Raw genomic sequence first — 21,064 nt, 5'->3', positions numbered from 1 at the left:
CCGGCTTATCCGGCCTGCACGAGAGACCATGCTCACGCTTTTACATCGCTGGTCGCTACCACAGAAATCGCCGGGCTATCCGGCTGTTCGACGAATGGCGGCGTTTTCCGGTATTTATCCAGCAGGTGGATCTGAATCTTGCGCAGCATGTCGCCGTTCAAACGGTAGTAGCGGAAGTAGAGAACCAACGTCATCATGAAAAACAGTACCGGCAGGACAATCATAATAAACTGCATCCCCTGCAGGGTTTGCGCAGACTGCGCCACGTTCGGCGTGTAGCCAATCAGCCCCAGCACCAGAGCGATAAAGAACGCCGCAAACGCCGAGCCGCCCTTCACAACCATCGTCTGTACGGAATAAGCGATACTCTCGCAGCGAATATTGAGCTTAAATTCCCCATAATCGACCGTATCCGCCACCATGATCACCTGAAGCACCCAAAAGAGCGCGGTCCCGATATTCAGGAAAATACCCGCCGCCACGATTAAAGCGGCATTATGGACATCCGCCAACGCCATCGCGAAGAGCCCTGCGCAACTCAGAACGGGCATCACGGAGGCGCCCGCCCACAATATCCGTCGCGATAACATTTTCACCAGCCGGGGGAAGACAATCAGCGTCAGCAGATTCGCCGCGCCGGCGTAAGAAAGGTAATAGGGAAAAAGATCGGCATCGCCAATCACATAGGTGAAGTAGTAGATCGCAAAGCCATTGATAATATTAGAGGCAATGTTATACGCCAGCGCCATTCCCAACAGGCAAGAGAGCTGATCGTTTTTGTATATCAATCCAACGATCGTTTTTAACGTCAGATGTGGGCGGCCCGCCGTTACACCGTTGTCGGAGGAGTACACCTCATGGACGTTGCGTAATGTCACGATAGTCGAGGCGATAAAAAACGCAATCAGTACCAGCGTAAACATCTGAAAGCCGAACCCACGATCCGCTCCGCCAACGTAGTTCACAAACGGCAGCGTTATACCGGCAGTGACGAAGCCAGCCAGGCTGGCGAAGAAACGCGGGAACGGCACCAGTTGTTCGCGTTCTCGCTTATCAAGCGTAATGGTCGGCACCAGCGACCAAAATGGGATATCCATAATGGTATACGTCATGCCCCACAGGATGTAGGTTACGCAGACAAATACAACCTGCGCGGTTCCCTCAAAAAGATGGGCGCTGAACAGCAGGAAAAGCACCAGCGAATTGGTTAAGGTGCCGATCAATATCCACGGCTTAAATTTCCCCCACCGCGAACGCGTGGCGTTGACAATCCAGCCCATGATGGGATCGTTTATCGCATCCCAGATTCGCGCGACCAGAAAGAGGGTGCCGACGAGGCCGACCGAGAGTCCCACCACATCGGTGTAGTAATACATCAGGTACATATACACAATGCCGATGGCGAAATCCTTACCAAACGCACCGAACCCGTAACTCAGCTTTGTTGTCAGAGAGATGCTCATAGGGTACCGGGTCGCTGTTACCAGCGCCCGCCTTCTGTTAGTAGAGGTTAAACGCCGGATCTGCCGTCCAGCGCGGCTGGAGATTAACGGCGTAACCAGGCCGGAAGCCAGTCGCCATGCGCGGCGATCAGATCGTCAACCAACGCATAGATTTCTTCGATACCCAGCACCGCTGCGGTATGAGGGTCCATCATCGCCGCGTGATACACGCGATCGCGGTTTTCCGTGAGGATGGCTTCGGTCAACAGCGTTTGCACGTTGATGTTGGTCTGCATCATCGCCGCCAGATGAGAAGGGATCGTCCCCACCTTCGTCGGTTGAATGCCGTTGGCATCCACCAGACAAGCCACTTCCACGCAGCTTCCCTGCGGCAGGTTATCAATCAGCCCCTCATTACGCACATTGCCGTAAATCACGCTCGGCTCGCCGGTCCACAGAGCGTTCATAATGGTGCTGGCGTACTCGCGGGACGGTTTGATGCCGATACGCTCGGCGGTTTTATACTCCTCCAGCTCTTTATGCCAGTTCGCCAGTTGTTCTACGCAGCGTTTCGGATATTCATCCAGCGGCACCTTGTAGCGCGCAATCAGATCCTCGCGTCCCGGTTTAATAAACCACGGCGTGTACTCGGCAAAATGCTCTGATGACTCGGTGACGAAGTAGCCCAACTTTTTGAACATCTCATAGCGCACAATGTTCTGGCAGCGTTCATTGCCGTGAATATTGGGCTTCGGCGCCTGTCCGGCGTCATAGGCCGCCAGCAATTCAGGATAGAGATCGACATAAGTCCCGTCAGCCGTTTTGCGCTCCAGTTCCAGGTAAAACGCCATGTGGTTAATGCCGGCGCAGCGGTAGCGCAGCGTGGCGGGATCGATATTCAGGTCGCGCGCCAGTTCTTCCGCCGTTCCCTGTACCGAATGGCACAGGCCGACCTGTTTGATATGCGGATAACGGGCATACATCGCCCAGGTATTCATCGCCATCGGGTTGACGTAATTGAGCATGGTGGCCTTCGGACAGACTTCCGTCATGTCTTCGCAAATCCGCCACAGATGCGGGATGGTCCGCAGCGCGCGCATAATGCCGCCCGGCCCCAGCGTATCGGCGATCGTCTGTTCCAGGCCATGACGCTTACAAACCTCAAAATCGGTCACGGTGCAGGGTTCATAGCCGCCAATCTGAAAGGCGACCACCACGAAATCCGCATCCTGTAGCGCCGCTTTCTGGTGGGTATGGCAGGTAATCCGGCCAGAAGCGCCCGCTGAGTCCATCAGTTTCCGTACCACAATGTGCGACTCTTCCAGCCGGGTTTCGTCAATATCCATCAGGGCGACATGCGCTGACTTTAGCGCCTCGCGGTGAAACACATCGCCGAGGATATTTTTGACGAAAATCGTAGAACCTGCGCCGATAAAGGTAATTTTGGGTGCCGTCATCATGACTCTCCAGAACAGTAGTGAACACCTTCATGGTGGCACGCGTTCCCGGTGAAAACCTCCGTCTTCCCCGATGAGCATTCCCGAAAACTCAGATCGTATGCTGACACGCGGAAGATCTGAGTTTTTGGGACAAAATGGCGTAAAAAGCAGAGTATTCGGCCTGATAGTCAGGCTACGCTCTACAATATCGACGGATTCTGTGTCCGGATTCCCGGTTTCCTCCCGGCTAAAGGGGCATAATTCTGATAATTCAGGAAATGGAGTGACGATGAGTACGCAAGCAATATCCCTCCTCCCGCCCGACCCGCACATGTGCAACGGCGATGAAAAGCAAACCCGTAGCCCGCTGTCGCTCTATTCCGAATATCAACGACTGGACGTTGAACTGAGGCCGCCGCACAGAATGGCCAGCAGTCACTGGCATGGGCAAGTAGAAGTGAATGTTCCGTTTGACGGCGATGTGGAGTATTTAATCAACAATGAAGTCGTGCAGATAAAGCAGGGGCATATCACCCTGTTTTGGGCCTGTACGCCACACCAGCTTACCCGCCCCGGCAACTGCCGCCAGATGGCGATTTTCAGTTTGCCGATGCACCTGTTTCTCTCCTGGCCGCTGGATCGCGATCTTATCAACCATGTCACGCACGGGATGGTGGTTAAATCACTGGCGACCCAGCAGCTTAGCACCTTTGAAGTGTTGCGCTGGCAGCAGGAAACAAGCAGCCCGAATGAGCAAATTCGCCAGTTGGCGATCGATGAAATCGGCTTGATGCTTAAACGCTTTAGCCTTTCCGGCTGGCAGCCCATTTTGCTCAATAAAACATCACGCACCCACAAGAATAGCGTCTCACGCCATGCGCAGTTTTACGTAAGCCAGATGCTGGGATTTATTGCCGATAACTACGATCAGGCGCTCACCATTAACGACGTCGCGGAGCATGTCAAACTCAATGCTAATTACGCGATGGGGATATTCCAGCGGGTTATGCAATTGACGATGAAGCAGTACATCACGGCGATGCGCATCAATCACGTACGTGCCTTATTGAGCGATACTGACAAAACGATCCTCGATGTCGCTCTGACTGCCGGGTTCCGATCCAGCAGCCGTTTTTACAGTACTTTCAGCAAATTTGTCGGCATGTCTCCGCAACAATATCGCAAGCTAAGCCAGCAACGACGCCAGACGATGCCCGGCTAAAGCCGGATACCACTATCAGCCAAAAAAATAATTCACCTGTCGATAAACGGCGGGTGAAATCGCTCGCTATCAATAATTAACCCATTGTTTATTAAAAATAAATATCAATAACTGACCATTATTCCATCACTTTACACCCCCTATTTGACGGGGTAATACTTGCCCACGTCACATTCATACGGCGGGTCGGCAAGGCGTAAATTGCACGGCCTCCACAACCGGGTAAAAGATGATGAAAGTATTAATTGTTGAAAGTGAGTTTCTGCATCAGGACACCTGGGTTGGCAACGCGGTTGAGCGTCTGGCGGATGCCTTGAGCCAACAAAATGTTACCGTCATTAAATCGACATCCTTCGATGACGGCTATGCCATCTTGTCCGCGAACGAAGCCATTGACTGTCTGATGTTTAGCTACCAAATGGAACAACCGGATGAGCACCTGAGCGTCAGGCAATTGATCGGTAAGCTTCACGAGCGTCAGCAAAACGTGCCCGTTTTCCTGTTAGGCGACAGGGAAAAAGCGACGGCATCGCTGGACCGCGACCTGCTGGAGCTTGTCGATGAATTCGCCTGGATTCTGGAAGACACCGCTGACTTTATCGCCGGACGCGCCGTTGCCGCCATGACCCGGTATCGTCAGCAACTGTTACCGCCGCTGTTTAACGCGTTGATGAAATACAGCGACATTCATGAATATTCATGGGCGGCGCCGGGACACCAGGGCGGCGTCGGTTTCACTAAAACGCCTGCCGGTCGCTTTTATCACGATTATTATGGCGAAAACCTGTTCCGCAGCGATATGGGGATTGAGCGTACCACGCTCGGTTCACTCCTCGACCATACCGGCGCGTTTGGCGAAAGCGAGAAAAATGCCGCCCGCGTATTCGGTGCTGACCGCTCCTGGTCCGTGGTTGTCGGGACCTCCGGTTCTAACCGTACTATTATGCAGGCCTGTATGACGGATAATGATGTCGTTGTACTGGATCGTAACTGCCATAAATCCATCGAGCAGGGGCTGATCCTCACTGGGGCCAAACCGGTATATATGGTGCCAAGCCGTAACCGTTACGGCATTATCGGGCCAATCTACCCGCAGGAAATGCAGCCTGAAACCTTGCAGAAAAAAATCAGCGCCAGCCCGCTGACCAAAACTAAAGCCGGACAGAAACCGTCTTACAGCGTAGTGACCAACTGTACCTATGACGGCGTATGCTATAACGCCAAAGAGGCGCAAGATCTGCTGGCAAAAACCAGCGATCGCATTCACTTCGACGAAGCATGGTACGGCTATGCGCGCTTCAACCCGATTTATTGCGATCACTACGCGATGCGCGGCGAGCCAGGCGACCATAACGGTCCGACCGTGTTTGCCACCCACTCCACGCACAAACTACTGAATGCGCTTTCACAAGCTTCCTACATTCACGTCCGTGAAGGCCGTGGCGCGGTGAATTTCTCCCGCTTCAACCAGGCATATATGATGCATGCCACCACCTCTCCGTTATATGCCATCTGCGCATCCAACGATGTGGCGGTATCGATGATGGACGGTAACAGCGGTCTGTCCCTGACTCAAGAGGTGATTGACGAAGCGGTTGATTTCCGTCAGGCGATGGCGCGTCTTTATAAAGAGTTTACCGATGAAGGCGACTGGTTCTTTAAACCGTGGAATAAAGACGTCGTCACCGATCCACAAACCGGTAAAACATATGACTTCGCTGACGCGCCGGCAAAACTGCTGGCAACCGACCAGAACTGCTGGGTCATGCGCCCCGGGGAAACCTGGCACGGCTTTAAAGACCTGCCGGATAACTGGAGTATGCTGGACCCGATTAAAGTCAGTATCCTGGCGCCGGGTATGGGCGACGATGGCGAACTGGAAGCATCCGGCGTACCTGCTGCGCTGGTCACAGCATGGCTTGGCCGCCACGGTATCGTGCCGACCCGCACCACCGACTTTCAGATTATGTTCCTGTTCTCTATGGGGGTAACTCGCGGGAAATGGGGAACGCTGATCAACACGCTGTGCTCCTTCAAACATCATTACGACGCGAATACGCCGCTGGCGCAGGTGATGCCGGAACTGGTGCAGGATTATCCTGACACTTACGCGAACATGGGTATTCATGACCTGGGCGATAAAATGTTTGCCTGGCTACGTGAAAATAACCCGGGCGCCCGTCTCAACGCCGCCTATTCCACCCTGCCGGTTGCGGAGATTACCCCGCGCGACGCCTACAACGCGATTGTGAACAACAATATTGAAATGGTGGCGATTGAAAATCTACCGGGTCGCATTGCGGCGAACTCCGTTATTCCTTACCCGCCAGGCATCCCGATGCTGCTCTCCGGTGAAAACTTTGGCGATGAAAACAGTCCGCAGGTGGGTTACTTACGCTCACTGCAATCCTGGGATCATCACTTCCCTGGCTTTGAGCATGAAACCGAAGGCACGGAAATTATTGATGGCGTATATCACGTTATGTGCGTGAAAGCCTAATTACAAAGAGTCTTTTTTTTGAGGATGGCATGTATTCCCTGAGTATTGCTGCAAAACAATAATACTGTCATACCTTTTTGCGCGGGCCCCATCCCGCGCTTTTTTTATACAAAAATGACAAGTTGCCACTCGCGTACAACTTTTTGTACACCCTAATTCATCGTACAAATATTGTAATATTATTCAGGAAAGTTATTTTAGTGCAGTTTCAATTCATCACACAATTGACTCAGTCCCCGTTATCTCTCCCGTTTGGCGAGATCCGGTCTTTTATGTTCATATTCCAGGAGTTCGGGTATGAGGATTTGCAGCAACGAGCCTTGCATAGTGTTATTAACCGAAAAAGATACATGGTTACGAGTAAATGGTAAGGAGCCAATCAGTTTAAAAGCGAATTATATGGCCATTCTGGCTTGTGAAAATAACGTTATTGACATTTCATCATTAAATAGCGTGCTAGTAATACAAGTGAGTCGCAATAATATTAAAGACTATTTACAATTCCTGAATAAAGATCTCTCACACCTTCCCGTCTGGCAACGCAACGCCGATCCCTTATTGACCGCCAACTGTCTGACGCCGGATATCTTCAGGGTCGCCGCCCGCTACAGCGCGATGGAAACACCAGATGAAATTGTTAGTGAACGTACCCGTGCGCTCCTTTTCACCGTTTTATCCCGCTTTCTTGACCACAAAAAATTTATTTCTTTGTTAATGCACATGCTGCGCAGCCGTATCAGTGACAGCGTTTACCACATCATTCAGAGCGATATTCATAAAGACTGGAATCTGAGCGCCGTTGCCAGTTGCCTGTGCCTGAGTCCAAGCTTGTTAAAGAAAAAGCTCAAAAACGAGAATACCAGTTATAGCCAAATAATCACGACCTGCCGAATGCGTTATGCCGTAAACCAATTATTAATGGACGGAAAGAATATCTCTCAAGTCTCACAGCTGTGTGGGTATAACAGCACATCGTACTTTATTTCCGTGTTTAAAGAGTTTTATGGTATGACCCCCCTGCATTATGTTAGCCAACATCGGGAACGATCGGCTGCCTAATTTTTCTACACTCAACGATAAGACACGATAATAACAGCATTGGCGATAACCCGTCTCCGACATAATTCAGCGGCATTCTGAGGGGGTATGATACGACGTAATTTATCGTAACGAAGTCACCTTTTCAGGAGTCCAAATTATGTCTTCGGATGCTGATGCTCACAAAGTGGGCCTAATCCCCGTCACCTTAATGGTATCGGGGAATATTATGGGTTCAGGGGTATTCTTACTCCCTGCCAACCTGGCGGCCACTGGCGGGATTGCAATCTACGGATGGCTGGTCACTATCATCGGCGCCCTGGCGCTGTCGATGGTTTATGCCAAAATGTCGTCCTTAGATCCCAGTCCCGGCGGTTCTTATGCCTACGCACGCCGCTGCTTCGGGCCGTTTTTGGGCTATCAAACGAACGTGCTGTACTGGCTGGCATGCTGGATCGGTAATATCGCGATGGTCGTTATCGGCGTCGGCTATCTGAGCTATTTCTTCCCGATTCTGAAAGATCCGCTGGTATTAACGCTTACCTGCGTCGCGGTGCTGTGGATTTTTGTTCTGCTGAACATCGTCGGGCCGAAAATGATTACCCGCGTACAGGCCGTCGCCACCGTACTGGCGCTGGTGCCTATCGTAGGGATTGCGGTCTTCGGCTGGTTCTGGTTTAAAGGCGAAACCTATATGGCGGCCTGGAACGTGAGCGGCATGAATACCTTCGGGGCGATTCAAAGCACGTTGAACGTCACGCTGTGGTCATTCATCGGGGTAGAAAGCGCCTCCGTTGCGGCCGGTGTGGTCAAAAACCCGAAACGCAACGTGCCTATCGCCACCATCGGCGGGGTACTGATCGCCGCCGTCTGCTATGTACTCTCCACAACGGCGATTATGGGGATGATCCCCAACGCGGCGCTGCGTGTGTCGGCATCGCCTTTCGGTGACGCGGCGCGTATGGCGCTGGGCGATACCGCAGGGGCTATTGTTTCCTTCTGTGCGGCAGCAGGTTGCCTGGGCTCTCTCGGCGGCTGGACGCTGCTTGCCGGTCAAACCGCAAAAGCGGCGGCGGACGATGGTCTCTTCCCGCCAATCTTCGCGCGGGTTAATAAAGCCGGTACGCCAGTGGCTGGGTTGCTTATCGTCGGCGTGCTGATGACTATCTTCCAGTTCAGCAGTATGTCGCCGAACGCCGCGAAAGAGTTTGGTCTGGTCTCCTCCGTGTCGGTTATCTTCACCCTGGTGCCTTATCTTTACACCTGTGCCGCGCTGTTGCTGTTGGGCCACGGTCACTTTGGTAAAGCGCGCCCGCTGTATCTGCTGATCACCTTCGTCGCGTTTGTGTATTGCATCTGGGCGGTCATCGGTTCCGGCGCCAAAGAAGTGATGTGGTCGTTCGTCACGTTGATGGTGATCACCGCGCTGTATGCGTTGAACTACAACCGTATTCACAAAAACCCGTATCCGCTGGATGCGCCGGTTAAACAGGATTGACCACGTGTAGTTAATGTTATCGCAACAGGCCGGATAGCGCAGGTTATCCGGCCACCTCCAACATTAAGTTCTTAAGGTTCACTTAATTTTACTTTGTCACGATTAGCGTCACCGAATCGATGGACGCATCAACATGTTAAAGCGCTTTCTTAAAAGACCTGTTCTTGGGCAAATCGCCTGGCTTCTGCTTTTTTCCTTTTATATTGCCGTCTGCCTGAACATTGCGTTCTACAAGCAGGTACTACAAGACCTACCGTTAAACTCGCTACGCAATGTGCTGGTGTTTATTTCCATGCCGGTCGTCGCGTTTAGCGTGGTCAATAGTGTGCTGACGCTGGCCTCATTTATTTGGCTAAACCGACTGCTGGCCTGCGTTTTTATTCTGGTCGGAGCTGCCGCGCAGTATTTTATTTTGACTTACGGCATCATCATCGATCGTTCCATGATCGCCAATATGATGGATACCACGCCCGCGGAAACCTTTGCGCTGATGACGCCGCAAATGGTGCTGACGCTGGGATTAAGCGGCGTTCTGGCAGCCGTGATTGCCTTCTGGGTCAAAATCCGTCCGGCGACGCCGCGCTTACGTAGCGGGCTTTACCGCCTGGTCAGCGTCCTGATCTCTATTTTATTAGTTATTCTGGTCGCCGCCTTTTTCTATAAAGATTACGCCTCGCTATTTCGAAATAATAAACAGTTGATCAAAGCGTTAAGCCCATCGAACAGTATTGTCGCCAGTTGGTCATGGTATTCGCATCAACGGCTGGCGAATTTGCCGCTGGTACGCATTGGCGAGGATGCCCATCGCAATCCATTAATGCTGAAAGGCGATCGCAAAAACCTGACGATTCTCATCGTTGGCGAAACCTCGCGCGGCGATGATTTCTCTCTTGGCGGCTATCCGCGCGACACCAATCCGCGGCTGGCGAAAGACGATGTGATCTACTTCCCGCATACCACCTCTTGCGGTACGGCGACCGCGATCTCCGTTCCCTGCATGTTTTCTGATATGCCGCGCAAACATTATGACGAAGAGCTGGCACATCACCAGGAAGGGTTGCTGGATATTATCCAGCGCGCGGGGATTAACGTACTGTGGAATGATAATGACGGCGGCTGTAAAGGCGCATGCGATCGCGTTCCGCATCAAAATGTCACCGAGCTAAACCTGCCCGGACAATGTATCGACGGCGAGTGCTACGATGAAGTGTTATTTCACGGTCTGGAAGACTATATCGACCATTTGAAAGGCGATGGCGTTATTGTATTACATACCATCGGCAGCCACGGCCCAACCTATTACAACCGTTATCCACCGCAGTTTAAAAAATTTACCCCAACCTGTGACACTAACGAAATTCAGAACTGTTCCCAACAGCAGTTGATCAACACCTATGATAATACCGTGCTGTACGTGGACTATATTGTAGATAAAGCCATTAACCTGCTGAAATCTCATCAGGATAAATTCACCACCAGCCTGGTCTATCTTTCCGATCACGGCGAATCATTGGGTGAAAATGGCGTTTATTTACACGGTTTGCCGTATTCCATTGCGCCGGATACGCAAAAACATGTCCCGATGCTCATTTGGCTTTCTAAAGATTATCAACAGCGTTATCAGGTGGATCAGGCCTGCCTGCAAAAACGGGCGAGCACGCTGGATTATTCACAGGACAATCTTTTCTCAACCATGCTGGGATTAACCGGCGTACAAACGACGTATTACCAGGCCGCAGATGATATTCTGCAACCGTGCAGGAGACTAAGCGAATGAAGATACTGATTGTTGAAGACGACACGCTATTATTACAGGGGTTAATACTCGCCGCGCAAACCGAAGGCTATGCGTGTGATGGCGTTTCGACAGCGCGTGCCGCCGAGCATAGTCTGGAGTCTGGTCATTACAGTCTGATGGTGCTGGATTTAGGGCTGCCCGATGAGGATGGCCTGCATTTCCTGACGCGAATCCGACAGAAAAAATACACCCTGCCGGTACTCATTCTGACCGCCCGCGATACGCTCAACGATCGCATTACCGGGCTGGATGTCGGCGCAGATGATTATCTGGTTAAACCCTTCGCCCTGGAGGAGTTGCACGCCCGCATCCGCGCGCTGCTGCGCCGCCATAATAACCAGGGTGAAAGTGAACTGACGGTTGGCAATCTGACGCTCAATATAGGCCGCCATCAGGCATGGAGGGATGGACAGGAACTGACCCTGACGCCTAAGGAGTACGCGTTGCTCTCACGGTTGATGCTCAAGGCAGGCAGTCCGGTGCACCGGGAAATTCTTTATAACGATATCTACAACTGGGATAACGAACCCTCGACCAACACTCTGGAAGTGCATATACATAATTTGCGCGACAAAGTCGGCAAGTCGCGCATTCGCACGGTTCGCGGGTTTGGCTACATGCTGGTTGCCACTGAGGAAAGCTAAGTGAGCCTAATGCGTTTTCAGCGAAGAGCGATGACCCTTCGCCAGCGTTTAATGCTGACAATTGGTCTTATTCTGCTGGTGTTCCAGTTAATCAGTACCTTCTGGTTATGGCATGAAAGCACTGAGCAAATCCAATTGTTCGAGCAGGCGCTGCGGGATAATCGCAACAACGATCGCCATATCATGCACGAAATTCGCGAGGCGGTCGCCAGCCTGATCGTCCCCGGCGTATTTATGGTTAGCCTGACGCTGCTAATTTGTTACCAGGCGGTACGGCGTATTACCCGTCCGCTCGCCGAACTGCAAAAAGAGCTGGAAGCGCGGACGGCGGATAATCTGGCGCCGATCGCCATTCACAGCTCCACGCTTGAGATTGAGTCCGTCGTCTCGGCGATCAATCAACTGGTTACGCGTTTGACCACCACGCTCGACAATGAACGCCTTTTTACCGCCGATGTGGCCCATGAGCTACGCACGCCGCTGTCGGGGGTGCGTTTGCATCTGGAATTATTGTCAAAAACCCACAATGTTGATGTCGCGCCGCTTATCGCCCGTCTTGACCAGATGATGGATAGCGTCTCCCAGCTTCTGCAACTGGCGCGCGTGGGCCAGTCATTCTCTTCCGGGAATTATCAGGAAGTAAAACTGCTGGAAGATGTGATCCTCCCCTCCTACGATGAGCTGAACACCATGCTGGAAACACGCCAGCAAACTCTGTTGCTGCCGGAAAGCGCGGCGGACGTGGTGGTGCGCGGTGACGCGACGTTACTGCGTATGCTGCTGCGAAATCTGGTGGAAAACGCGCATCGCTATAGCCCTGAAGGAACCCATATCACTATCCACATTAGCGCCGACCCCGACGCTATTATGGCGGTCGAAGACGAGGGGCCGGGTATTGATGAAAGCAAATGCGGGAAGCTAAGCGAAGCGTTCGTGCGGATGGACAGCCGTTATGGCGGAATTGGCCTGGGGCTGAGTATCGTCAGCCGCATCACCCAGCTACATCAGGGGCAGTTTTTCCTACAAAACCGTACGGAAAGAACAGGCACCCGTGCCTGGGTGCTGTTGAAAAAGGCATAACAGGCGTTTAATACGTCGTGACCCACACATAGATAAAACTGCTGACAATCAGCACACTACACAGGGTCGTCAAACTTTTATAAATATAGCTTTTCATGACGCTCTCCTCCAAAGGTATGGAGGAGAGTATGCCCGCGAGAGATTAAGCGAACCTTAAGCGCGAAATTTATTCATCGATACGCGGATGTTGCTGTACCAGACGCGAACGTTTGACCTGCAGCTCCGCAATTTCCTGATCGATGTCGTCGATTTTCTGCTCAATATTATCGTAATGCTCGCCCAGAATTTCCTTCGCTTCCTGAATGTCCGACGCCGCTGGCGTTGCGCCTTTTAGCGGACGATTGGCCGTCTCTTTCATGGAAATACCGGTAATCAAGCCTATCACCGCGATGACCATCAAATAATACGCCGGCATCATCAGATCCTGCGAGCTTTCCACCAGCCAGGCCGCCAGCGTTGGCGTCAGACCGGCAATCAATACAGAGATATTAAAAGCCGCCGCCAGCGCGCTGTAACGAATATGCGTCGGAAACATCGCCGGCAATGTCGAGGCCATCACCCCGGTAAAGCAGTTCAGAATCACCGCCAGCATCAACAAACCGGCAAAAATCAGGCCAATAACGTTACTGTTAATCAGGATGAAGGCCGGGATCGCCAGCGCGAACAGCGCAATGCTGCCCATAATCACAAACGGACGACGACCGAAACGGTCGCTCAGCAGCCCCATCACCGGCTGCACAAACAGCATCCCGATCATAATGGCGATGATAATCAACACGCCGTGATCTTCAGAATAGTGCAGGTTATGCGACAGATAGCTCGGCATGTAGGTGAGCAGCATGTAGTAGGTCACGTTGGTGGCAATCACCAGACCGATACATGACAACAGACTACGCCAGTGTTTGGTGGCAATCTCTTTAAAGGAGACTTTCGGCCCATCCTGCAACCCTTCGCGGTCGCCCTGCTCCAGTTTATCCACGTGCTGCTGAAACGCTGGCGTCTCCTCCAGCGCATGGCGTAAGTAGAGACCAATAATCCCCAATGGCAGGGCGATAAAGAACGGAATACGCCAGCCCCACTCAAGGAAATTCTCCTCGCCGACAATCGTTGAGATCAAGACCACCACGCCCGCGCCCAGCACGAACCCGGCGATGGAACCAAAATCCAGCCAGCTTCCCATAAATCCGCGTTTACGATCCGGCGAATATTCCGCGACAAAGATCGACGCGCCGGTATATTCCCCGCCAACCGAGAAGCCCTGCGCCATTTTACACAGCAACAACAGTATTGGCGCCCAGATACCGATCGTCGCGTAAGAGGGGATTAACCCGATACAGAAGGTACTGATCGACATAATCACAATCGTGATCGCCAGGATCTTCTGGCGCCCGTATTTATCGCCGAGCATACCAAAGAATAACCCGCCGAGCGGACGAATCAGGAAGGGAACGGAAAACGTGGCCAGCGCGGCAATCATCTGGACGCTGGGATCGGCGCCGGGGAAAAAGACTTTACCCAACGCGTAGGCAACAAATCCATAAACACCAAAATCAAACCACTCCATCGCGTTGCCCAGCGAGGCGGCGGTAATCGCTTTGCGAAGTTTACCATCATCAATGATGGTCACATCGCCCAGTGTAATCGGTTTTATTTTTTTCCTTTTCAGCATAGCTGTCCTCATAGGCTAAGCCCTGTAGCGCTATATACGGCGGGCACTGGCATACCGCGCCAGCGTCGCCGTCGAGCGGAGGGAGGGGCGCGAACGCTATCCCTCATACAAGCGTAGCAGGTTTACTTACACTGTCCGGTTACGGACTGTACAACCGAACCTGTTGACGCCTGAATGGGCAGTTAATGACCTTTTTACCCTAACAGGGTTTAAATATGTGATCAACTTCACACATATATGTCAATTCGGTCAAAAGGTGTAAATAAGGACGCCCTAATGCGCTGTGGTGACAGTAAAAAAGCGGTTATTTGAGTGTAAACCATTGCTGACTGGCGTGGCGCAGAGCCTTTTATAAAAGCGGCAATAGTCCCGACAATGCTAAGGATTTTGTGTATAATTGCGGCCTTTTTCGGCGATCTGCCATTTTTGGGCGCGTTTGCCCCCGCTGACTTTTTGAGGATACCAACATGTCATTACCCCACTGCCCGCAATGTAACTCCGAATATACCTACGAAGATAACGGCATGTTCATCTGCCCGGAATGCGCTCACGAATGGAACGATGCGGAACCCGCTCAGGAGAGCGATGAGCTGATTGTCAAAGACGCCAACGGCAACCTGCTGGCGGACGGCGATAGCGTCACCATCGTGAAAGATCTGAAAGTAAAAGGCAGCTCTTCCATGCTGAAAATCGGCACCAAAGTGAAGAACATTCGTCTGGTTGAAGGCGACCATAACATCGACTGCAAAATCGATGGTTTTGGCCCGATGAAACTGAAATCCGAGTTCGTGAAAAAGAACTGATTTACCGTGTCATTGCCCGGTAGCGCCTCGCTTACCGGGCCTGAGCGGCCCTGCCACCGACAATATTGTGCCAATTTCGAACTACACTTAACGAGCATCTCTTACCTGAGGTAACCATCATGCCGTTAAGTCCCTATCTCTCTTTTGCCGGCAACTGTGCCGACGCCATCGCGTATTATCAACAAACGTTAGGCGCAGAACTGCTTTATAAACTCAGCTTCGGTGAAATGCCCCCCTCGGCGGCGGATAACGAAGAGGGCTGCCCGTCAGGAGTGCGCTTTCCCGATACTGCTATCGCCCACGCCAACATGCGCATTGCCGGCAGCGATATCATGATGAGTGATGCCAGCCCGTCGGGAACGTCGCATTATTCCGGCTTTACGCTGGTGCTTGATACCCAGGATGTAGCAGAAGGGAAGCGCTGGTTTGATAACCTTGCCGCACAAGGGCAAATCGAAATGGACTGGCAGGAGACCTTCTGGGCACAGGGTTTCGGCAAGGTCAGCGATCGTTTCGGTGTGCCGTGGATGATTAACGTGGTTAAACATCAGCCTGCCACCTAACTCCCCGGGAGGCTCGCCCTCCCCCTTGCCATCAGAGTGATCTTTGGCTGCACGTTATCCGCCGTTTAACTGCCATAGAATAAATAATGACGGTAGTTTGCTACAGTCTGTCGAAAGATGGTTGATCCTGATGAAGCGTCGGGAGGACATTATGCCAGTCTGTGAATTACGCCACGCGACAACAGAGGATACCGATTCTGTTTACGCGCTTATCTGTGAGTTACTTAAAAATGAGCTTGATTATCAGGCTTTCAGGGATGGATTTGCCGCTAATTTACTGGACCCCAACGTTCATTATCGTTTAGCGCTGCGCAACGGAGAGGTAGTCGGCATGATCAGCCTGCATATGCAGTTTCATCTCCATCATGCCAACTGGATTGGCGAAATTCAGGAGCTGGTGGTATTACCGCAGATGCGGGGACAAAAAGTTGGCAGTCAGCTTCTGGCCTGGGCAGAAGAAGAAGCACGTCAGGCGGGCGCCGAGCTAACGGAGCTTTCCACAAATATTAAACGCCGCGATGCACACCGTTTTTATCTTCGCGAAGGTTACAAGCAAAGTCATTTTCGGTTTACGAAAGCATTGTGATCGGGCAGCCGTCATCAGGAGATAAGGCATAACGTAATCAGCCGTCACCGGGTGAAGTAGCGGAGCCATCTCAATTCTACTGTCGACAAGCCTGGATAAAGGTTAAACGAGCTGACTCGCTTCTTTAGCAAAAATGGCCCTTTTAAGTTGTAGAAATGTAAATTTATTGTCAACGAACTACACTTTTCTCTTTGGCATCACCGGGAGGGTTGCCTGAAAATCCCGGGATGAGGTTTTCTTAGAAGGACAGTGACGTTATGTTCGCAGCAATCATTATCGGTATTTTTATTATCAGCGTCATTTATGCGCATTCACGCGGGGTGGAAAAACAAAAACTTTCCCGTCAGCTCTTTGACCACTCGACGTTTATGGCGCCGATCAATATGTTCATGACTCGCTTCTCAACGTTACCGGCAAAGCAGCCGTACTTTGATACCACGGCATTTCCAGAGCTGCAGAAGCTGACGGAAAACTGGCAGGTGATTCGTGAAGAGGCGCTACGGCTTCAGCATCACATAAAAGCCGCGCAGGCCAATAACGACGCCGGATTCAACACCTTTTTCAAGCGCGGCTGGAAACGGTTTTACCTTAAATGGTATTCCGATGCCCACCCGTCGGCGGAAACGTTATGCCCGATAACGACAAAGCTGGTCAACAGCATCCCCTCTATTAAAGCGGCGATGTTCGCCGAGTTGCCTCCCGGGGCCTATCTGGGAAAACATCGCGACCCCTATGCCGGTTCAGTACGTTACCATCTTGGATTAAGCACACCGAATGACGACCGCTGTTTTATTGAAGTTGATCGACAGCGCCATAGCTGGCGCGACGGCGAAGCCGTCATCTTCGACGAAACCTACGTTCATTGGGCGGAAAATAAAACTGAGCAGACGCGTATTATCCTCTTTTGCGATATTGAGCGCCCAATGAAATGGCGCTGGGCGCAGAGCGTAAACCACTGGGTCGGCGCATCGTTGATGTCCGCCGCCAGTTCGCCAAACGACGAGAACGATCGCACCGGTGCGATTAATCGCATCTTTAAATACGTTCACGCAGCACGCGATGCCGGGCAACGGCTGAAAAAGAAAAACCGCACTCTCTATTACGCGCTGAAATATCTCGTTATTGCCGCTATTTTTGCCGCGATAATCCTTTTCAGCCTCCTCTGAAGCCGGGCCGCGGTATGAAACTGCCTGCCGCGGCCTGTTCTATCCTGGCGTTAGTCTCAACGCGTTCCCTGGCCTTGAATCTATCCATCCGGGTAATTTCCACTTCAGGCAGAGCAGATTGCCGGATGGCGGCTCCGCCTTATCTGGCCTGCGCTCCGCGTTTCTCCCCATAATAAATGTCATGCGGCATTTTCTTTCGACACGTCAAAACTGACGATAGCCTGTTTTTCGTCAGGGTTTTGAGCAAAATTCGCCCGTAATATCAGGGAAAGCCCATACTAAAAAAGTGGCATAAAACATGCATACTGAGGGCGACAGCGCGTATGCGCGATTTGATTAACTGGAGCGAAACCGATGAAAAAAGTCGTCACGGTTTGCCCGTATTGCGCATCAGGTTGCAAAATCAATCTGGTGGTCGATAACGGCAAAATCGTCCGGGCTGAGGCGGCGCAGGGGAAAACCAACCAGGGTACCCTGTGTCTGAAGGGCTACTACGGCTGGGATTTTATTAATGATACCCAGATCCTGACCCCGCGCCTGAAAACCCCAATGATCCGTCGCCAGCGTGGCGGCAAACTGGAATCTGTTTCCTGGGATGAAGCGCTCAATTACGTCGCTGAACGTTTGAGCGCCATCAAAGCGAAGTACGGTCCGGATGCAATCCAGACAACCGGCTCCTCTCGCGGTACCGGAAATGAAACCAACTATGTAATGCAAAAATTCGCACGCGCCGTTATTGGTACCAATAACGTTGACTGCTGCGCTCGCGTCTGACACGGCCCATCGGTTGCAGGTCTGCACCAATCGGTCGGTAACGGCGCAATGAGTAATGCGATTAACGAAATTGATAACACTGATTTAGTGTTCGTCTTCGGGTATAACCCGGCGGATTCCCACCCTATCGTGGCGAATCATGTGATTAACGCTAAACGCAACGGGGCGAAAATTATCGTCTGCGATCCGCGCAAAATTGAAACCGCGCGCATCGCTGACATGCATATCGCGTTGAAAAACGGCTCGAATATCGCGCTGCTCAACGCCATGGGGCATGTCATTATTGAAGAAAACCTGTACGACAAAGCGTTTGTCGCCAGCCGTACCGAAGGTTTTGAAGAGTACAGTAAGATTGTCGAAGGCTATACGCCGGAGTCCGTCGAAGAGATCACTGGCGTGAGCGCACAGGAAATTCGTCAGGCGGCGCGGATGTATGCCAGCGCGAAAAGCGCAGCGATCTTGTGGGGTATGGGCGTCACCCAGTTCTATCAGGGTGTGGAAACCGTGCGTTCACTGACCAGCCTCGCGATGCTGACCGGCAACCTCGGCAAGCCAAGCGCGGGCGTTAACCCGGTTCGCGGCCAGAACAACGTTCAGGGCGCGTGCGATATGGGCGCGCTCCCGGATACTTATCCAGGCTACCAGTACGTTAAGTTCCCGGAAAACCGCGAGAAGTTCGCTAAAGCCTGGGGCGTAGAAAGTCTGCCTGCGCATACCGGCTATCGCATCAGCGAGCTGCCGCACCGTGCGGCGCATGGCGAAGTGCGCGCGGCGTACATTATGGGTGAAGATCCGCTGCAAACCGATGCGGAGCTCTCTGCGGTACGTAAAGCGTTTGAGGATCTGGAACTGGTCATCGTGCAGGATATCTTCATGACCAAAACCGCGTCGGCGGCGGATGTGATTTTACCCTCTACCTCATGGGGCGAGCATGAAGGCGTCTTCTCTGCGGCTGACCGTGGCTTCCAGCGCTTCTTTAAAGCCGTTGAGCCGAAGTGGGACCTGAAAACCGACTGGCAGATTATCAGTGAAATCGCCACCCGGATGGGCTATCCGATGCACTACAACAACACCCAGGAGATCTGGGATGAGTTGCGTCATCTGTGCCCGGATTTCTACGGCGCCACTTACGAGAAAATGGGCGAGCTGGGGTATATCCAGTGGCCGTGCCGCGACACGTCGGATGCCGATCAGGGAACCTCGTACCTCTTTAAAGAGAAGTTCGATACCCCCAACGGTCTGGCGCAGTTCTTCACCTGCGACTGGGTAGCGCCTATCGATAAACTCACCGAAGAGTACCCGATGGTACTGTCGACGGTGCGCGAAGTCGGCCACTACTCCTGCCGCTCAATGACCGGTAACTGTGCGGCGCTGGCCGCGCTGGCCGATGAACCGGGCTATGCGCAAATCAATACCGCCGACGCCGCGCGTCTGGGCATTGAAGATGAAGCGCTGGTGTGGGTTCATTCGCGCAAAGGCAAAATCATCACCCGCGCGCAGGTCAGCGATCGCCCGAACAAAGGGGCGATTTACATGACCTACCAGTGGTGGATTGGCGCCTGTAACGAGCTGGTGACTGAAAACCTCAGCCCGATTACCAAAACGCCGGAGTACAAATACTGCGCCGTACGCGTTGAGCCGATCGCCGATCAGCGAGCCGCCGAGCAGTATGTGATTGATGAGTACAACAAGCTGAAAACCCGTCTGCGCGAAAGCGCAATGGGTTGATCTGCCGGGTGGCGGCATCAGAATGCTTTATTCGGCCTGCGTCTACTGTAGGCCTGATAAGATGCATTAGCATCGCCATCAGGCATTTTCCCTATAACAGCCTCCGCCCGGAGGCTGTTTTTTTATCCATACGATCTCTTTATACTGTCTTTTCCGTACCCTAAATAAAATTCAAAATGAAACTACTTCTTGCATTGATGTTGTTTATGACATTCTTTGCCCATGCCGCAGATCCTGAGCCGGGTAGCCAGTATTTGCAGGCAGCAGAGGCAGGTGACAGACGCGCACAATATTTTCTGGCCGACAGTTGGTTGAGCTATGGCGATTTGAACAAAGCTGAATACTGGGCGCAAAAAGCCGCCGACAGTGGCGACGCCGACGCCTGTGCGCTACTGGCGCAAATCAAAATCACTAATCCGGTAAGCCTGGATTATCCCGACGCGAAAAAGCTGGCTGAAAAGGCGGCTAACGCGGGCAGTAAAGCGGGAGAAATTACGCTGGCGCGGATCCTGGTCAACACCCAGGCCGGGCGTCCGGACTACCCAAAAGCCATCTCGCTGCTGCAAAAGGCCTCTGAAGATCTGGATAACGACTCCGCGGTGGATGCGCAAATGTTGCTTGGCCTGATTTACGCCAACGGCGTGGGCATTGCCGCCGATGATGAAAAAGCCGCCTGGTATTTCAAACGCAGTTCCGCCATTTCCCGTACCGGCTATTCAGAATACTGGGCGGGAATGATGTTTTTAAACGGTGAACCGGGCTTTATTGAAAAGAATAAGCAGAAGGCGTTGCACTGGTTGAATCTAAGCTGTCTGGAAGGGTTTGATACCGGTTGCGAAGAGTTCGAAACGCTAACAAATGGCTGATGTTTATTGCCTGATGAACGTAGTCGTTGTAGGCCTGATAAGCGTAGCGCCATCAGGCAACCCGGAGCAGGTTGTCGGATGGCGGCGTGAACGCCTTATCCGGCCTACATTCTCTTTCGCTGTAGCTACCGTCTTGAACGTCAAGCGGTAGCTACATAATTTTCATCCCACGGAAGCCGCGTTTTCAACACGCCGAAGCATAAATGTACCAGTTTGCGCATCACAGCTCCCAGCGCGGCTTTCTTCGC

General features: G+C 52.3%; 17 protein-coding genes and 1 pseudogene. 13 read left to right on the top strand and 5 right to left on the bottom strand.

Going from position 1 to position 21,064, the window contains the following annotated elements; translation table 11 throughout:
- Positions 1 to 32: 32 nt before the first annotated feature.
- Together melB and melA are read right to left on the bottom strand one after the other, a co-directional pair.
- Entirely contained in the window at positions 33 to 1,463 is a 1,431-nt protein-coding gene (melB, locus tag ACH0WD_RS19070; RefSeq protein ID WP_000028070.1) for a melibiose:sodium transporter MelB, read from the bottom strand.
- An 83-nt stretch (positions 1,464 to 1,546) separates the two neighbouring features.
- Positions 1,547 to 2,902, bottom strand: a complete 1,356-nt coding sequence (melA, locus tag ACH0WD_RS19065; RefSeq protein ID WP_001747720.1) for an alpha-galactosidase — start codon at positions 2,900 to 2,902, stop codon at positions 1,547 to 1,549.
- Positions 2,903 to 3,170: 268 nt separating this feature from the next.
- Here melA and melR point away from each other — a divergent pair, with 268 nt between their 5' ends.
- The 7 genes from melR (at position 3,171) to pmrB (ending at position 12,661) form a co-directional block, all read left to right on the top strand.
- Positions 3,171 to 4,103, top strand: a complete 933-nt coding sequence (gene melR / locus ACH0WD_RS19060) for a transcriptional regulator MelR (RefSeq protein ID WP_000106992.1) — start codon at positions 3,171 to 3,173, stop codon at positions 4,101 to 4,103.
- Between the two features lie 232 nt (positions 4,104 to 4,335).
- Positions 4,336 to 6,603, top strand: a complete 2,268-nt coding sequence (adiA, locus tag ACH0WD_RS19055) for an arginine decarboxylase (protein WP_001542850.1) — start codon at positions 4,336 to 4,338, stop codon at positions 6,601 to 6,603.
- A 297-nt stretch (positions 6,604 to 6,900) separates the two neighbouring features.
- Positions 6,901 to 7,662 (top strand): AraC family transcriptional regulator, encoded by a 762-nt coding sequence (locus ACH0WD_RS19050; RefSeq protein ID WP_001217083.1) that lies wholly within the window; start codon positions 6,901 to 6,903, stop codon positions 7,660 to 7,662.
- Between the two features lie 139 nt (positions 7,663 to 7,801).
- A complete protein-coding gene (gene adiC, locus ACH0WD_RS19045) occupies positions 7,802 to 9,139 on the top strand; it encodes an arginine/agmatine antiporter (protein WP_000093130.1) in 1,338 nt (445 codons plus the stop codon).
- A 133-nt stretch (positions 9,140 to 9,272) separates the two neighbouring features.
- Complete coding sequence (gene eptA / locus ACH0WD_RS19040; RefSeq protein WP_000919294.1) at positions 9,273 to 10,916, top strand: phosphoethanolamine transferase EptA; 1,644 nt, start codon at positions 9,273 to 9,275, stop codon at positions 10,914 to 10,916.
- Positions 10,913 to 11,581, top strand: a complete 669-nt coding sequence (gene pmrA, locus ACH0WD_RS19035) for a two-component system response regulator PmrA (protein ID WP_000697899.1) — start codon at positions 10,913 to 10,915, stop codon at positions 11,579 to 11,581. The genes eptA and pmrA overlap by 4 nt, the downstream gene beginning before the upstream one ends.
- A 9-nt stretch (positions 11,582 to 11,590) precedes the next feature.
- The gene (gene pmrB / locus ACH0WD_RS19030; protein ID WP_001212189.1) at positions 11,591 to 12,661 is read left to right on the top strand and encodes a two-component system sensor histidine kinase PmrB; all 1,071 of its coding nucleotides are present in this window, start codon (positions 11,591 to 11,593) and stop codon (positions 12,659 to 12,661) included.
- Positions 12,662 to 12,668: 7 nt separating this feature from the next.
- Here the strand turns inward: pmrB and pmrR are convergent, their stop codons facing one another.
- Both pmrR and proP read right to left on the bottom strand, forming a co-directional pair.
- Complete coding sequence (gene pmrR, locus ACH0WD_RS19025) at positions 12,669 to 12,758, bottom strand: LpxT activity modulator PmrR (protein ID WP_000844399.1); 90 nt, start codon at positions 12,756 to 12,758, stop codon at positions 12,669 to 12,671.
- Positions 12,759 to 12,827: 69 nt separating this feature from the next.
- Positions 12,828 to 14,330: a glycine betaine/L-proline transporter ProP gene (gene proP / locus ACH0WD_RS19020; protein WP_000919710.1), complete on the bottom strand. Its 1,503-nt coding sequence runs from the start codon at positions 14,328 to 14,330 to the stop codon at positions 12,828 to 12,830.
- 467 nt (positions 14,331 to 14,797) lie between these two features.
- Here proP and ACH0WD_RS19015 point away from each other — a divergent pair, with 467 nt between their 5' ends.
- The 6 genes from ACH0WD_RS19015 (at position 14,798) to yjcO (ending at position 20,816) form a co-directional block, all read left to right on the top strand.
- The gene (locus ACH0WD_RS19015) at positions 14,798 to 15,133 is read left to right on the top strand and encodes a zinc ribbon domain-containing protein YjdM (protein WP_000056482.1); all 336 of its coding nucleotides are present in this window, start codon (positions 14,798 to 14,800) and stop codon (positions 15,131 to 15,133) included.
- 119 nt (positions 15,134 to 15,252) lie between these two features.
- The gene (gene yjdN / locus ACH0WD_RS19010; RefSeq protein WP_001131307.1) at positions 15,253 to 15,696 is read left to right on the top strand and encodes a VOC family metalloprotein YjdN; all 444 of its coding nucleotides are present in this window, start codon (positions 15,253 to 15,255) and stop codon (positions 15,694 to 15,696) included.
- Between the two features lie 151 nt (positions 15,697 to 15,847).
- A complete protein-coding gene (gene phnO / locus ACH0WD_RS19005; RefSeq protein ID WP_001549776.1) occupies positions 15,848 to 16,282 on the top strand; it encodes an aminoalkylphosphonate N-acetyltransferase in 435 nt (144 codons plus the stop codon).
- A gap of 257 nt (positions 16,283 to 16,539) precedes the next feature.
- A complete protein-coding gene (gene lpxO, locus ACH0WD_RS19000; RefSeq protein ID WP_000457029.1) occupies positions 16,540 to 17,448 on the top strand; it encodes a lipid A hydroxylase LpxO in 909 nt (302 codons plus the stop codon).
- Between the two features lie 354 nt (positions 17,449 to 17,802).
- The gene (locus ACH0WD_RS18995) at positions 17,803 to 19,950 is read left to right on the top strand and encodes a formate dehydrogenase H subunit alpha, selenocysteine-containing (protein ID WP_011233236.1); all 2,148 of its coding nucleotides are present in this window, start codon (positions 17,803 to 17,805) and stop codon (positions 19,948 to 19,950) included.
- A 176-nt stretch (positions 19,951 to 20,126) separates the two neighbouring features.
- Positions 20,127 to 20,816: a Sel1 family TPR-like repeat protein YjcO gene (yjcO, locus tag ACH0WD_RS18990; protein WP_000771454.1), complete on the top strand. Its 690-nt coding sequence runs from the start codon at positions 20,127 to 20,129 to the stop codon at positions 20,814 to 20,816.
- Between the two features lie 140 nt (positions 20,817 to 20,956).
- Here yjcO and ACH0WD_RS18985 read toward each other — a convergent pair.
- Positions 20,957 to 21,064 (bottom strand): annotated as a pseudogene (locus ACH0WD_RS18985) (IS110 family transposase); the annotation flags it as partial.

Origin of the sequence: Salmonella sp. 2020_1395 (genome assembly GCF_043848115.1) — a bacterium.
GTDB classification, from domain to species: Bacteria; Pseudomonadota; Gammaproteobacteria; order Enterobacterales; family Enterobacteriaceae; genus Salmonella; species Salmonella enterica.
The sequence above is the reverse complement of the archived record's forward strand: the minus strand, read 5'-3'. Positions and strand labels throughout refer to the sequence as shown.